Source organism: Yersinia hibernica, assembly GCF_004124235.1.
GTDB classification, from domain to species: domain Bacteria; phylum Pseudomonadota; class Gammaproteobacteria; order Enterobacterales; family Enterobacteriaceae; genus Yersinia; species Yersinia hibernica.
Genome location: NZ_CP032487.1, coordinates 2601700 through 2614992 on the forward strand (window position 1 = coordinate 2601700; position 13293 = coordinate 2614992).

The following is a 13293-nucleotide window of genomic DNA, read 5'->3' on the forward strand; positions in this document are numbered from 1 at the left end:
CCATTAAAAAAGGCGCTTAGAGCGCCCTTTTATTTACACTCACTTATGCCAGCTCGGTCATCACCAATTGAGCGATTTCAAAGTAAATAATCAGACCGGTACCATCAATAAAGGTCGCGATAAAGGGGGCAGATACCACTGCAGGGTCGATAGATAAACGCTTTAATACCATCGGAATAATAGAAGAAACGATTGCGCTCCATACTGTAATAGCGACAACAGTTAAGCTGACGACGATAGTGACTTCCATCCCAACCCCCAGGAACCAGGCGCGGATCCAGGCAGCTAGACCAATAGTTATTGCCACCATGAGAGAAGTTGAAACCTCTTTACGCAATACAGCACCGACATTACGTAAGCTGACTTCTCCTAATGCCATCGCTCGCACCAAAGTGGAAGTAATTTGTGTACCGCTATTCCCCCCTGTGCCGATTAATAGTGGTATAAAGAATGCCAGCGCAATAGCCGCCTCCAGTTGTTCCTCAAATGCTTTTAATACTGTACCGGTATAGGCTTCTGCAACAAATAACATTAATAACCAAACAACCCGTTTACGCCATAATGTTACTGGGCTGGTTTGTAAGTACGGTTCATCTAGAGGTAAGCTGGCTCCTTGTCGTTGGGCATCTTCAGTATTTTCATCTTCAATCAATTCAGCAATATCTTGAGCTTGTAGTACCCCAATTAATTTACCGTGGCTTAAGACCGGAACAATATCTAAACCACTTTTTGATAATAAGTTAATTACCTCATGACGATTTTGATCAGGGGAGACTGAAAAATAACTCTGATTGATAATTTGAAAAACTTTTATGTCCTGCTGCTCCTCAGTCAATAATTTTTTAACTGAAAGTAATCCGAGCAAATGCCGATTATCATTCGTTACCAATAATTGTGTCGGAATTTCATTATCAGAAATGTTTTGCAGAAAATAGGCTTTAGCCTCAGCGACTGACATATCAGCGGATACCGTAATATAGGCATCGCTCATATAGGCACCTAAGGTAGACTCTTTTTCTTCGCCTGAATTGAATGGGTTTTGCTTTTGTAATGCTAAATCAAAATGTGAACTCATAAATGACCCTATTACTGTTATTAATTAACTAAACAGTCCTCACATAGGGGCGTAACCAGATTAGAGAGTGCTCTATGGCTATCTCCGTGTCTAAGTTTTAGCACTATACAACGTATCTGATTTCTCAGAAGTTACTTTGGGCTATACCTTAATCCGATATAGCCTGTCCTAACCTTGGGCGTCTCTGGACGTCGTCAGATCAGTAACCTGTGTTTGTATAGGAGCCTCGCCTAACGAGATACTGCATTTAACATGCCGGCACACTATAGTCGTGATACGTAAAGCAAATCAGAAAAATAACCATTCCTGTTTAAGGTGTATTTAGAATCTGAATATCAATTACTAAAAATAATCATGCCAATTATTATCATGTTAAAAATACATTTACCTAAAAATATTAAATAACACTCAATAGGAAATTATTATTATTTCTAATGTTTTATTTCACTTCCCCCTTACAGACAACATCTAAAATATGTATTGCACTGCGCGTAGCAAAGATTATACTTTATCAAAATCTCATTATTTATCAGCATAAATAGATTACCCTATAGAAATTCGCCTCTATAATATCACTAGCAATAAAAAGGAGTTTATTGATGATGAAACCCATTAATACATCATTTTTATTTATGTGTTGTATAATAAATGCAGAGCCAGCATCGGCCAATGAAATAACGCTATGGCGCGAACCCGCCCCTATTGTAAAAGAAGGAAAATATTACAGTCTGATCGTCGATCACGGGCAACTGCAAAAAGCGGTCAAAAATACCCATAATGATTATCTTTTTTCTGAGCAAGGGAATGGAATTAAACCGTTAGTATTAATCGGCTCTGCACTTGAGATCTCAGAGTTTTTGATTAAAAACGAGACTCGCGGTATCGAAAACCATATCAAAGAACTGCCCGATATCTACATGGGTATCACCAACTATGTACCGCAGAAGCGTTTTACCGGCTTGTTTCCATTACATGATTTATTAACCCAAACGGTCGAACAGGCGGCAAAATTCGTGCCAGTGGGTACGATTATTACTGATGCAGCAGGGATTCCCTCAGATTTAAAGGCCCTGTACGATGTAATTAAGAGTTTGAGAAATAAAGAAAAAAGCGATGGTCAACTTCTTTACGTGAAATTCAGTTATCTCCCCGAAGATGGGATGAAAAAGGTGGGTAGGAAAACAGTCAGTTTCGGGAAAATCCTTCAACAAATGCAAGATGACAAATAATAAGGCTACAACCAATAAAAGCAAAAATCGCACCGTTGCAAGTGCTGTCAAGTAACCCTAAGCAGCGGTGTTTGATAATGCCCAAAACTAAATGCGCTGAATAGCGAGCGCAATATCTTTTGACGTTTTTAATGCACGGATTTCACTAAATAAATCGCTGGCTTCAGTATATTCTTTGCGCAGATATCCCAACCACTGTTTGATACGCGCCACATGATAGAGCCCGGTATCGCCCTGTTTTTCTAATTGCACATACTTTTGCAGCAACTTGATGACTTCTGGCCACGGCATACGGGGTTCATTGTATTTCACAACTCGACTCAGATTTGGCACATTCAGCGCCCCGCGCCCTAACATCACAGCATCACACCCAGTCACTTTCATACACTCTTGCGCGCTTTGATAATCCCAGATTTCACCATTGGCAATCACCGGTATTGTCAGACGCTGACGAATCTGGCCGATAGCTTGCCAATTGATCCGATCAGCTTGATAACCCTCTTCTTTAGTGCGGCCATGCACCGCTAATTCTGTGGCCCCGGCTTGCTGTACTGCATCCGCGATTTCAAACTGGCGATCGCCAGAATCCCACCCTAACCGAATTTTTACGGTGACAGGTAAATGAGCCGGAACAGCTTCACGCATAGCTTTAGCCCCCTGATAAATCAGCTCTGGGTCTTTGAGCAATGTTGCGCCACCGCCGCTGCCATTCACCAATTTAGAGGGGCAGCCACAGTTCAAATCTACACCATATGACCCCAGCTCAACCGCACGAGCTGCATTTTCCGCCAACCATTGGGGATATTGGCCTAACAATTGAATACGAACTTGAGTGCCGCAAGGCGTTCGGCTCTGGTGATGAAGTTCAGGGCACAGGCGATAGAATGATTTGGCGGGCAATAGTTGGTCAACCACCCGTAAGAATTCGGTGATACAAAGATCGTAATCATTAACTTCACTGAGCAGTTCGCGCACCAGTGAGTCCAATACACCTTCCATCGGTGCCAGTATTACCCGCATGCTAATGCCCCTACGCTCTTGCCCACGCCATCATACAACCCGCACACTGTCTAATAAATTCCGCATCGTATCACGATAAAATGACCGGCAATGATACGGGTGAAATAGGGTTTAAAACAAGGGATAACCCTGCCAAGTCATGGATTCAGGTGAAAAAAAACCGCCTTCGAGAAAGCGGTTTTATCAGCGAATATTTTCTAACTTATTCGCCCGGTTTGCGGCTACGGCCACGTGAAGATGGCCCTGCTGGGCGACGTTGACCATCAGCCTGACTGCGTGGGCGGCTGGTGCGGCTATCACCGCGACCTGCTGCTGCGCCACCATTTTGTGAGCGACCAGCACTGCTGCCACGCCCCATACCTGGGCGTTGCGCACCACGGCCCTGACGGCCATTTTGAATCGGATCCGCTTTAATGCTTGGGTCCGGCTCGTAACCCTCGAGGGCGATACGGGGAATTTCACGTTTCAGCAAACGCTCAATATCGCGCAGCAGTTTATGTTCATCAACACAAACCAATGAAATCGCTTCACCGGTACGTTCCGCACGGCCAGTACGGCCAATACGGTGCACGTAATCTTCTGGAACGTTTGGTAGCTCATAGTTAACCACATGGGGTAACTGGTCGATATCCAAACCACGAGCAGCAATGTCTGTGGCGACCAGCACACGGATTTTGCCGTCTTTAAAGTCAGCCAGTGCGCGGGTACGTGCCCCTTGGCTCTTATTACCGTGAATGGCTGCGGCAGTAATACCGTCTTTATTCAGTTGCTCAGCTAAATGGTTAGCGCCATGCTTGGTGCGGTTGAACACCAATACTTGCTGCCAATTACCCTCGCCAATCATCTGAGACAATAATTCGCGCTTACGATTTTTATCCACAAAATGAACACTTTGCGCAATTTGTTCAGAAGCGGTGTTACGGCGTGCCACTTCAACAGATGCCGGATTGTGCAGCAATTTGCTAGCCAACCCTTTAATTTCATCAGAGAAAGTCGCGGAGAACAGCAGATTCTGGCGTTTGGCGGGCAGTTTTGCCAATACACGACGAATATCGTGAATAAAGCCCATGTCCAGCATGCGGTCGGCTTCGTCCAGCACCAAAATCTCAATCTTGGACAAATCAACAGCATTTTGATGTTCCAAGTCCAGCAGACGGCCAGGGGTGGCGACCAAAATATCAACACCACCGCGCAATTTCATCATCTGTGGATTAATGCTAACGCCGCCAAATACCACCAGCGAGCGCAGTTTCAGGTATTTACTGTAACTTTGTACGTTTTCATCAATCTGCGCAGCCAGTTCACGAGTTGGCGTCAAAATCAACGCGCGTACCGGGCGGCGGCCTTTAATCGGCTGTTGGTTCTGACTCAACAGTTGCAACAACGGCAAGGTGAAACCCGCGGTTTTACCGGTACCGGTTTGCGCACTGGCCATTAAATCACGGCCTTCCAGCACCACTGGGATTGCCTGGCTTTGAATTGGCGTCGGCACAAGGTAGCCCTGCTCTTCAACAGCACGCAGGATGTCGGCGTTTAGGCCGAGAGAATCAAATGACATATTACAAGAAGCTCCAGATCTTCCCAATCCCGACGATATCGTCAGGTGCAGTTTCAAGGGAAGATTATCAGACGAGGCATGAATTGAGGCATTACCACGAGGATTGGCACAAACTGCAGTGCACCATTGCGGCTGATTATAACAGATGTTTAGCCAGAAAAGGGAATTTTAGCTATTTCTTAAGATTTTTATTAAGTTAAATATCAAGAAAACTGATTTATTACTGCCGATTAATCCACTTTCGATCACAAAAACCGGCCTAATCTCGGCCGTCACTTTACATATTCTCAGTGACGACCTAAAGTTAATCATATGATTGATTTATTATTTAGCTATCTATTAATATTAACAAAAATGACATTTAATGGGTATGGAACCTATGTCTCATTCTTCAACGCCATCAATACCGACCACAATCCGCGGTGAACAAGCCCGGCAGCAACTATTACAAGCGGCGACCGAATTATTCGGTGAACAGGGTTTGAAAGGGGCGACCACGCGCGAGATTGCACAGCGCGCAGGCCAGAATATTGCTGCAATTACCTACTATTTCAATTCCAAAGAAGGTTTGTATCTGGCAGTTGCTCAGCAAATTGCGGATTTTATCCAGCAGGCTTTCGCTCCTCTATCAGCGGAGATTGACCAGTTCCTCCAGCACCCTCGCCAAGAGCAACACCCTGAACAACAGCTACATTATATTCGCCGTGGATTACTGGAATTCAGTCATTTAATGACACAGCCAGAAACACTCAATATCAGCAAAATCATGGCGCGTGAGCAGCTTTCGCCCAGTGATGCTTATCCACTGATTCATACTCAAGCCATTGCTCCGCTACATCAAAAACTGAATCTGCTGTTGGCTGCATTTATTGGTGTTGATGCCAGTGCGACAAAAACTATTCTTCATACTCATGCATTGATCGGCGAAGTTCTCGCTTTTCGCATGGGGCGAGAGACTATCCGCCGGCAAGCTGGGTGGCTGGAAATTGGTGAGACTGAAAGTGAGATGATTAATCAAGTGCTTATCGAACATATTGACCTGCTGCTCTATGGGCTGCGGGCCAAAACATTACGGTGAAATCACTGACCTTGTTGTCATGAAAAATCAGTAACAGATAGGGAGCATTATGAATCGCAAGAAGATTATAGTGGCCGTCGTGATTGTCGCCCTGCTGGCGGCAATAGGTTACGGATGGAGTTATTATCGTCAACAACAGGACGCCACATTGACGTTATACGGCAATGTCGATATTCGTACCGTGAATCTGGGCTTTCGTGTTGGTGGCCGATTGGCCTCTCTGGCGGTCGATGAAGGGGATAAAATTCAGCCGGGCGAAATCTTGGGAAAATTGGATGACGGCCCTTATCTTAATGCCCTCAAACAGGCGCAAGCCAATGTTCAGAGTGCACAAGCCCAATTGGCGTTGCTCAAAGCCGGCTATCGCGATGAAGAGATTGCCCAAGTGCGCTCCGAAGTCTCTCAGCGAGAGGCCGCATTCAGTTACGCCGATAGCTTCCTGAAACGCCAACAAGGGCTGTGGGCCAATAAAGCCACCTCAGCGAATGAGTTAGAAAATGCCCGTACCGCGCGTAATCAGGCGCAGGCCAATTTACAAGCCTCGAAAGATAAACTGGCTCAATACCTAAGTGGTAACCGCCCGCAAGAAATCGCGCAAGCCGAAGCCAATTTGGCACAAAGTGAAGCTGAATTAGCCCAAGCCCAGCTCAACTTACAAGATACCACCCTGCTCTCGCCCTCTGGCGGTACCGTGCTGACTCGCGCGGTGGAGCCGGGCACCATTTTATCCGCCAGCAATACCGTATTTACCCTTTCGCTGACTGACCCGGTCTGGGTGCGGGCCTATGTTAGTGAGCGCCATTTGAGCCAAGCCATTCCTGGCGCTGCAGTCGAAATCTTTACCGATGGCCGCCCCAATAAGCCCTATCACGGCAAAATCGGGTTTGTTTCACCGACCGCCGAATTTACGCCGAAGAGTGTGGAAACACCGGACTTGCGAACTGACCTGGTTTATCGCTTACGAATTATCATCACGGATGCAGATGAATCCCTGCGCCAAGGTATGCCGGTCACCGTCCGTTTTGTTCAACCTTAAGGCACCATGAGCTATGAATGCTATCCAGCATCTTATCACTCTGGAGGGGGTCGAAAAATCCTTCCCCGGACTAGAAAGCCCTGCCGTTGCCAGTCTGACCGCTGAAATCCGCAGTGGCGCAGTCACCGGTTTAGTCGGGCCAGACGGTGCCGGGAAAACAACATTGCTGCGAATGTTGGCCGGGTTACTCAAACCCAGCCATGGCAAGATGACCGTCGTCGGCCTCGACCCATTGGAAAATGATCGCCAATTGCATTCCATCCTCGGCTATATGCCGCAGAAATTTGGTTTGTATGAAGATTTGACGGTGATGGAAAACCTGACACTGTATGCCGATTTACGCGGCGTCACCGGCGAACTGCGCCGCCAAACATTTGAGCGGCTGTTAACATTTACGGATTTGACCCGCTTTACCGGGCGCTTGGCGGGCAAATTGTCCGGCGGAATGAAACAAAAGTTGGGGCTAGCTTGTACTTTGGTCGGCCAGCCGAAAGTTTTATTGCTGGATGAACCGGGAGTGGGTGTCGACCCTATTTCACGCCGCGAGTTGTGGCGTATGGTTCATGAGTTAGCCAGCGACGGCATGCTTATCTTGTGGAGCACTTCTTATCTGGATGAAGCCGAACAATGCCGCGAAGTATTGCTGCTCAATGAGGGAAAATTACTCTATAGCGGCGCGCCGCAAGCGCTGACTCAGCGCATGAGCGGCCGGACTATTTTGCTCGCCGCCCAAAGCGGCACTAACCGCAAACTATTACAGCACGCATTGACCTTGCCACAGGTTAGTGATGGGGTGATTCAGGGCAAATATGTACGGCTGATTATCAAGCCGGGGGTGGACCACAGCCAACTATTACCGCTGTTAAATCAACCTAATGGCAAAATAATGGAAGCGGAGCCGCGCTTTGAGGATGCTTTTATTGACCTGTTGGGGGGTGGGCCAGCCAGTGAATCGGCACTGGCGAAAATTATGCCCCGCGTGGAGGGCCGTCACGATGAAACCGTGATTGAAGCCCAGGAGTTGACCAAGAAGTTTGGTGATTTCGCCGCGACCGATCATGTCAATTTTCAGGTAAAACGCGGCGAAATATTTGGTCTGCTCGGGCCCAATGGGGCCGGTAAATCCACCACATTCAAAATGATGTGTGGTTTGCTGGTTCCCACCGGCGGCAAAGCATTAGTGCTCGGGATGGATTTAAAAACCAGTTCCGGCAAAGCACGCCAGCATTTGGGCTATATGGCGCAAAAATTCTCACTGTATGGCAACCTGACAGTAGAGCAAAATCTGAAGTTTTTCTCCGGTGTTTATGGTCTGCAAGGGAAAACTCAGCGCAATAAAATAGCCGACATGACGTCGGCGTTTAATTTCACCCCCATTATTAAGCAAACTCCGGATTCATTGCCGCTTGGCTTTAAGCAACGGCTGGCGCTGGCTTGTGCGCTGATGCATGAACCTGACATTCTATTTCTTGATGAGCCGACCTCCGGTGTCGACCCCCTCACCCGCCGAGAATTTTGGCTACATATCAATGGGATGGTAGATAAAGGTGTGACTGTCATGGTCACCACCCACTTTATGGATGAAGCGGAATACTGTGACCGTATCGGGCTGGTTTACCGCGGTAAAATTATTGCTGCGGGCACGCCAGATGAGCTCAAGCAGCAAGTTGCCACGGATACAAACCCTAACCCATCCATGGAAGATGCATTTATCGAACTGGTCTTGCGCTATGACCAGCAAAACGATAAGGAGCAACAATCATGAGCGAGCTGAATAAATTCCCGGCAAATGAGGGTGAAACTTATCATGACACCGGATTCTCCTGGCGCCGTCTGCGGGCATTATGCCGTAAAGAAACGCGGCAAATCTTGCGCGACCCCAGCAGCGGGCTCATCGCGTTTGTCATCCCCTTGCTGCTGCTGTTTATTTTTGGCTACGGCATCAATCTTGATTCGAGCAAACTGCATATTGGCATTTTGATGGAGCAACAGAGCAAACCGGCACAAGATTTGGCCAATGCATTTGCCAGTTCGCCGTATATCTCGCCGCAAATCAGTGATAATCGTCAGGCACTGATTCAAGCAATGCAAGCCGGTAAAATTCGCGGGTTGATTGTCATTCCCAATGATTTTGCCGAGCAACTTGCGCGCCCGGAGAGTAAAGCGCCGATTCAGGTCATTACTGACGGCAGTGAGCCGAACACCGCCAACTTTGTGCAAGGCTATGCCCAAGGTGTGTGGCAAATTTGGCAGCAACAACAGGCGCAAAATCTGGGGCAAAAAAATGATCCGCTGATAGAAATTCAGGTACGTTATTGGTTTAACCCCGCCGCCATCAGCCGACATTTTATTATTCCTGGTGCTATCACGATTATCATGACAGTGATTGGCGCGATCCTTACCTCCTTGGTGATCGCCCGCGAATGGGAACGCGGCACCATGGAAGCATTACTGTCGACTCAAATCACGCGCACTGAACTGCTGCTGTCGAAACTCATCCCTTATTACGTGCTCGGCATGATAGCCATGACACTGTGTATGGTGGTGTCGGTATTCATTCTCGGCGTGCCCTATCGCGGCTCATTGGCCATATTATTTGTCATGACCAGCCTGTTCTTAGCCAGCACACTGGGGATGGGGCTGTTGATTTCGACCATCACCCGCAATCAATTCAATGCGGCGATGGTGGCATTGAATGCCGCATTCCTGCCCGCAGTGATGCTGTCAGGCTTTATTTTTGAAATTGACAGCATGCCCGCGGTGGTTCGCGCCGTAACCTATATCATTCCCGCCCGCTATTTTGTCAGTAGCTTACAAACCCTGTTCCTAGCGGGGAATATTGGCACCGTGTTGGTGATTAACCTGTTGTTTTTGATTGCATCGGCAACCGTGTTTATCGGGCTGACAGCATGGAAAACCAATCGGCGGTTAGATTAAAGGAAGGGAGTTAACCATGTTTCATCGCCTTTACACATTGATTATTAAAGAGTTGCAGTCCCTACTGCGCGAACCACAAACCCGGGCGATATTAATCATGCCAGTGATATTGCAGGTGATATTATTCCCATTTGCGGCCACCTTGGAAGTGACCAATGCCACTATCGCAATTTACAGCGAAGATAGCGGCAAAGCCTCCATTGAGCTCACTCAGCGCTTTGCTAAAGCTGAAGCATTTTCTCATGTATTACTGCTACACAGCCCACAAGAGATTCAGCCCGTGATTGATAATCAGCAAGCGCTGCTGCTGATTCGTTTTCCTGAGCAGTTCAGTGCGAATTTAGCTAATGGCAAAACAACTCAGTTACAACTGGTATTGGATGGGCGCAACTCCAACAGTGCTCAGATAGCGGCAAATTACATTCAGCAAATTGTCCAAGAGTACCAATTAGAATTGACCCAAGGGCAAATCAAGCCCAATAACAGTGAACTCGTGATTCGAAATTGGTATAACCCAAATCTGGATTACAAATGGTTCGTGGTGCCATCATTGATTGCGATGATTACAACCATTGGCGTGCTGATTGTGACGTCACTGTCGGTGGCGCGTGAGCGGGAGCAAGGGACACTGGAACAGCTTTTAGTTTCGCCATTGACCACCTGGCAGATTTTTATCGGCAAAGCAGTTCCGGCACTGATTGTGGCCACATTTCAGGCAACTATCGTGTTGTTTATCGGCATCTTTTTCTACCAAATCCCCTTTGCGGGATCATTGGCGCTATTTTATGGCACCATGCTGCTCTATGGCCTGTCGCTGGTCGGCTTTGGCTTATTAATTTCATCGCTATGTTCAACTCAGCAACAAGCATTTATCGGCGTGTTTGTCTTTATGATGCCCGCAATCTTGCTGTCCGGTTATGTCTCCCCGGTGGAAAACATGCCTATTTGGCTGCAAAATATCACCTGGATCAATCCCATCCGCCATTTTACGGATATCACCAAACAGATTTACCTCAAGGATGCCAGCTTCGATATTATCTGGCACAGCTTATGGCCGCTGCTGGTGATAACCGCCACAACAGGCAGTGCCGCTTATGGGATGTTTAGGCGGAAAATTGCCTAAGGGTATGAATGGGAATTGGGGAGGCCGTGCGCTAGAACTGGCAAAGAATATCAGCCTAAGCTGAGTTCGATTAAGTGGCGAGACCAAAAAGTTGACCGACGCCCGCAGCTGACATCGGTCAATGAGCATTTCGAGCAGCGTACGGCGGGCAAATTTGCCGCGTCGCAGCCCTTAATCAACCCGCTTAGCGGCGGTTACCGAAAATCCGCAGTAGCATCAGGAACAGGTTGATAAAATCGAGATACAGAGTCAACGCACCGACGATGGAGTATTTGCGGAAGCTATCTTTATCATTAGCATCCAACTGTGAACCCATGTTTTTCAGTTTCTGAGTATCGTAGGCTGTCAGGCCAACAAACACCAACACCCCAATGTAGGTCACCGCCCACATCAGTGCCGTGCTTTTCAGCCAGATGTTAACAATTGAAGCCAGCACGATACCAATCAGGCCCATAAACAGCATGCTGCCCATGCCACTCAAATCACGTTTGGTGGTGTAACCGTAGAAGCTCATGGCACCAAACATCCCGGCAGCAATCAAGAATGTGCTGGCGATAGAAGAGCTGGTGTACATGATGAAAATGCTGGATATCGTTAAGCCGGTTAATGCTGAGTAGAGCATAAACAGCGACGTCGCCATTGAACCACTTAAGCGGTTAACCATGCCAGAAATAACAAATACTAGCCCTAATTGGACAATAATCAGTCCAAAAAAAGTAATCTGGCTGGAGAAGATAAAGTTAAGTATCGCAGGGGTGTTTGCGGCATACCAAGCAACAACCGCCGTTAATAACAGACCACAGGTCATCCAGCCGTATACCTGCGCCATATATGCCTGAATGCCCGTGTTGGCACGTTCGACAATTGAACCATTAGAGCGTGGATAGCGATCCATGGTAGTTACCTTATGCATATAAATAATGATACAGGCCATCAACTGACAGCCCACCGACTCTTTAAGGGTATCACAGAAATACGGTAAACAAGGGAGTTAAAATAGCTATTTAGGGCCAATCTTTACACGGGTTTACGTACAGTTTACCAACGCTTGGCAGCACGATGATCACTGTCGCGTGATTCGACCCAACGTTCGCCGTCAGCGGTCACTTCGCGTTTCCAGAATGGGGCCCGTGTTTTCAAATAGTCCATAATAAACTCAGCGGACTCAAATGCCATACTGCGATGAGCGCTGGTCACGCCGACAAAGACGATTTCATCGCCGGGGAAGAGCGGCCCCACCCGATGAATGACGGACACGCGCTGTAAGGGCCAGCGGCGGCGCGCGGCGGCAATAATTTCATCTAGCGCTTTTTCTGTCATTCCCGGGTAATGCTCCAGTGTCAAAGCACTGACATTGGCCCCCAGGTTGTGGTTGCGGACTTTGCCGGTAAAGGTCACCACCGCACCATCTTCATCACATTGTGATAACCAGGTGTATTCTTCACCGACATTGAATGGCTCCGGCCCGACACGAATGCGAGTGTTGTCCATCATTAACCTCCCGTCACTGGCGGGAAGAAAGCCACCTCATCACCCGCAACCAAAGGATGCTGAGCATTGACCAGCGATTGATTGACCGCCGTGAGCAATTTGCCCTCCTCAAGAGCTAACTGCCAGCGCTCACCCCGCTGACACAAGGCTTGGCGTAGCGCTTCAACCGTTGGAAACTCCGCGGCCACTTGCAAGCGGTCAGTCCCTACCAGCTCACGCACTTGAGCAAAAAACAGAATTTGAATCATGAGGTTACCTTAAAATCACCGGATTTCCCGCCGCTTTTTGCCAACAAGCGCACCGGGCCAATTATCATGTCTTTTTGCACCGCTTTGCACATGTCGTAAATGGTCAACGCAGCCACCGATGCCGCGGTGAGAGCCTCCATTTCTACCCCGGTTTTACCGGTCAAGCGGCAGCAGGATTCAATACGGACTCTGTTATGTTCTGGCTGTGCTTGCAGCTGGACTTCCACTTTGGTTAGCAGCAATGGGTGGCATAGCGGGATCAATTCCCACGTTTTTTTAGCCGCCTGAATGCCAGCAATCCGCGCGGTAGCAAACACATCGCCTTTATGATGGCTCCCATCGATAATCATCGCCAATGTTGCAGCCTGCATTTCAACAAAAGCTTCCGCACGGGCTTCACGTACGGTTTCAGCTTTGGCGGAGACATCCACCATATGGGCTTCACCAGCGGCATTAATGTGAGTCAGTTGGGTCATATATTACCTTTGGTCTTGATAT

At 47.8% G+C, this 13293-nt stretch carries 13 protein-coding genes and 1 riboswitch; of the genes, 6 read left to right on the top strand and 7 right to left on the bottom strand.

What is annotated here, in order from left to right:
* Positions 1-43: 43 nt before the first annotated feature.
* Positions 44-1075, bottom strand: coding sequence for a magnesium transporter (locus tag D5F51_RS12305; RefSeq protein ID WP_025377703.1), 1032 nt, complete (start codon positions 1073-1075; stop codon positions 44-46).
* Between the two features lie 75 nt (positions 1076-1150).
* Positions 1151-1320, bottom strand: a riboswitch (M-box (ykoK) riboswitch).
* A gap of 354 nt (positions 1321-1674) precedes the next feature.
* On the opposite strand from D5F51_RS12305, the gene D5F51_RS12310 reads away from it, so the two are divergent.
* Complete coding sequence (locus tag D5F51_RS12310) at positions 1675-2304, top strand: hypothetical protein (RefSeq protein WP_129197068.1); 630 nt, start codon at positions 1675-1677, stop codon at positions 2302-2304.
* Positions 2305-2391: 87 nt separating this feature from the next.
* Here the strand turns inward: D5F51_RS12310 and dusC are convergent, their stop codons facing one another.
* Together dusC and rhlE are read right to left on the bottom strand one after the other, a co-directional pair.
* Positions 2392-3324, bottom strand: a complete 933-nt coding sequence (gene dusC / locus D5F51_RS12315) for a tRNA dihydrouridine(16) synthase DusC (RefSeq protein WP_087769249.1) — start codon at positions 3322-3324, stop codon at positions 2392-2394.
* 202 nt (positions 3325-3526) lie between these two features.
* Entirely contained in the window at positions 3527-4882 is a 1356-nt protein-coding gene (rhlE, locus tag D5F51_RS12320; RefSeq protein ID WP_129197070.1) for an ATP-dependent RNA helicase RhlE, read from the bottom strand.
* Positions 4883-5252: 370 nt separating this feature from the next.
* Between rhlE and D5F51_RS12325 the strand changes: the two genes are divergently transcribed.
* The 5 genes from D5F51_RS12325 to D5F51_RS12345 are packed head-to-tail and all read left to right on the top strand — an operon-like array spanning position 5253 to position 11056.
* On the top strand, positions 5253-5960 hold the full coding sequence (locus tag D5F51_RS12325; RefSeq protein WP_391592411.1) for a transcriptional regulator: 708 nt from the start codon (positions 5253-5255) through the stop codon (positions 5958-5960).
* A 49-nt stretch (positions 5961-6009) separates the two neighbouring features.
* A complete protein-coding gene (gene hlyD / locus D5F51_RS12330; protein ID WP_129197072.1) occupies positions 6010-6996 on the top strand; it encodes a secretion protein HlyD in 987 nt (328 codons plus the stop codon).
* Between the two features lie 13 nt (positions 6997-7009).
* Entirely contained in the window at positions 7010-8761 is a 1752-nt protein-coding gene (locus D5F51_RS12335; RefSeq protein ID WP_129197074.1) for an ATP-binding cassette domain-containing protein, read from the top strand.
* On the top strand, positions 8758-9933 hold the full coding sequence (locus tag D5F51_RS12340; protein ID WP_129197076.1) for an ABC transporter permease: 1176 nt from the start codon (positions 8758-8760) through the stop codon (positions 9931-9933). Before D5F51_RS12335 ends, D5F51_RS12340 begins: the two co-directional genes overlap by 4 nt.
* Positions 9934-9949: 16 nt before the next feature.
* The gene (locus D5F51_RS12345) at positions 9950-11056 is read left to right on the top strand and encodes an ABC transporter permease (RefSeq protein WP_025377688.1); all 1107 of its coding nucleotides are present in this window, start codon (positions 9950-9952) and stop codon (positions 11054-11056) included.
* Between the two features lie 184 nt (positions 11057-11240).
* Here D5F51_RS12345 and D5F51_RS12350 read toward each other — a convergent pair whose 3' ends face one another.
* From D5F51_RS12350 to moaC, 4 genes are all read right to left on the bottom strand, one after another.
* Positions 11241-11951 carry a Bax inhibitor-1/YccA family protein gene (locus tag D5F51_RS12350; RefSeq protein WP_025377687.1) on the bottom strand — a complete coding sequence of 237 codons (711 nt, stop codon included), beginning with the start codon at positions 11949-11951 and terminating at the stop codon, positions 11241-11243.
* 143 nt (positions 11952-12094) lie between these two features.
* A complete protein-coding gene (gene moaE / locus D5F51_RS12355) occupies positions 12095-12547 on the bottom strand; it encodes a molybdopterin synthase catalytic subunit MoaE (protein WP_162301842.1) in 453 nt (150 codons plus the stop codon).
* 2 nt (positions 12548-12549) lie between these two features.
* Complete coding sequence (gene moaD / locus D5F51_RS12360) at positions 12550-12795, bottom strand: molybdopterin synthase sulfur carrier subunit (protein ID WP_025377685.1); 246 nt, start codon at positions 12793-12795, stop codon at positions 12550-12552.
* Positions 12792-13271, bottom strand: coding sequence for a cyclic pyranopterin monophosphate synthase MoaC (gene moaC / locus D5F51_RS12365; RefSeq protein ID WP_025377684.1), 480 nt, complete (start codon positions 13269-13271; stop codon positions 12792-12794). Before moaC ends, moaD begins: the two co-directional genes overlap by 4 nt.
* Positions 13272-13293 lie beyond the last annotated feature (22 nt).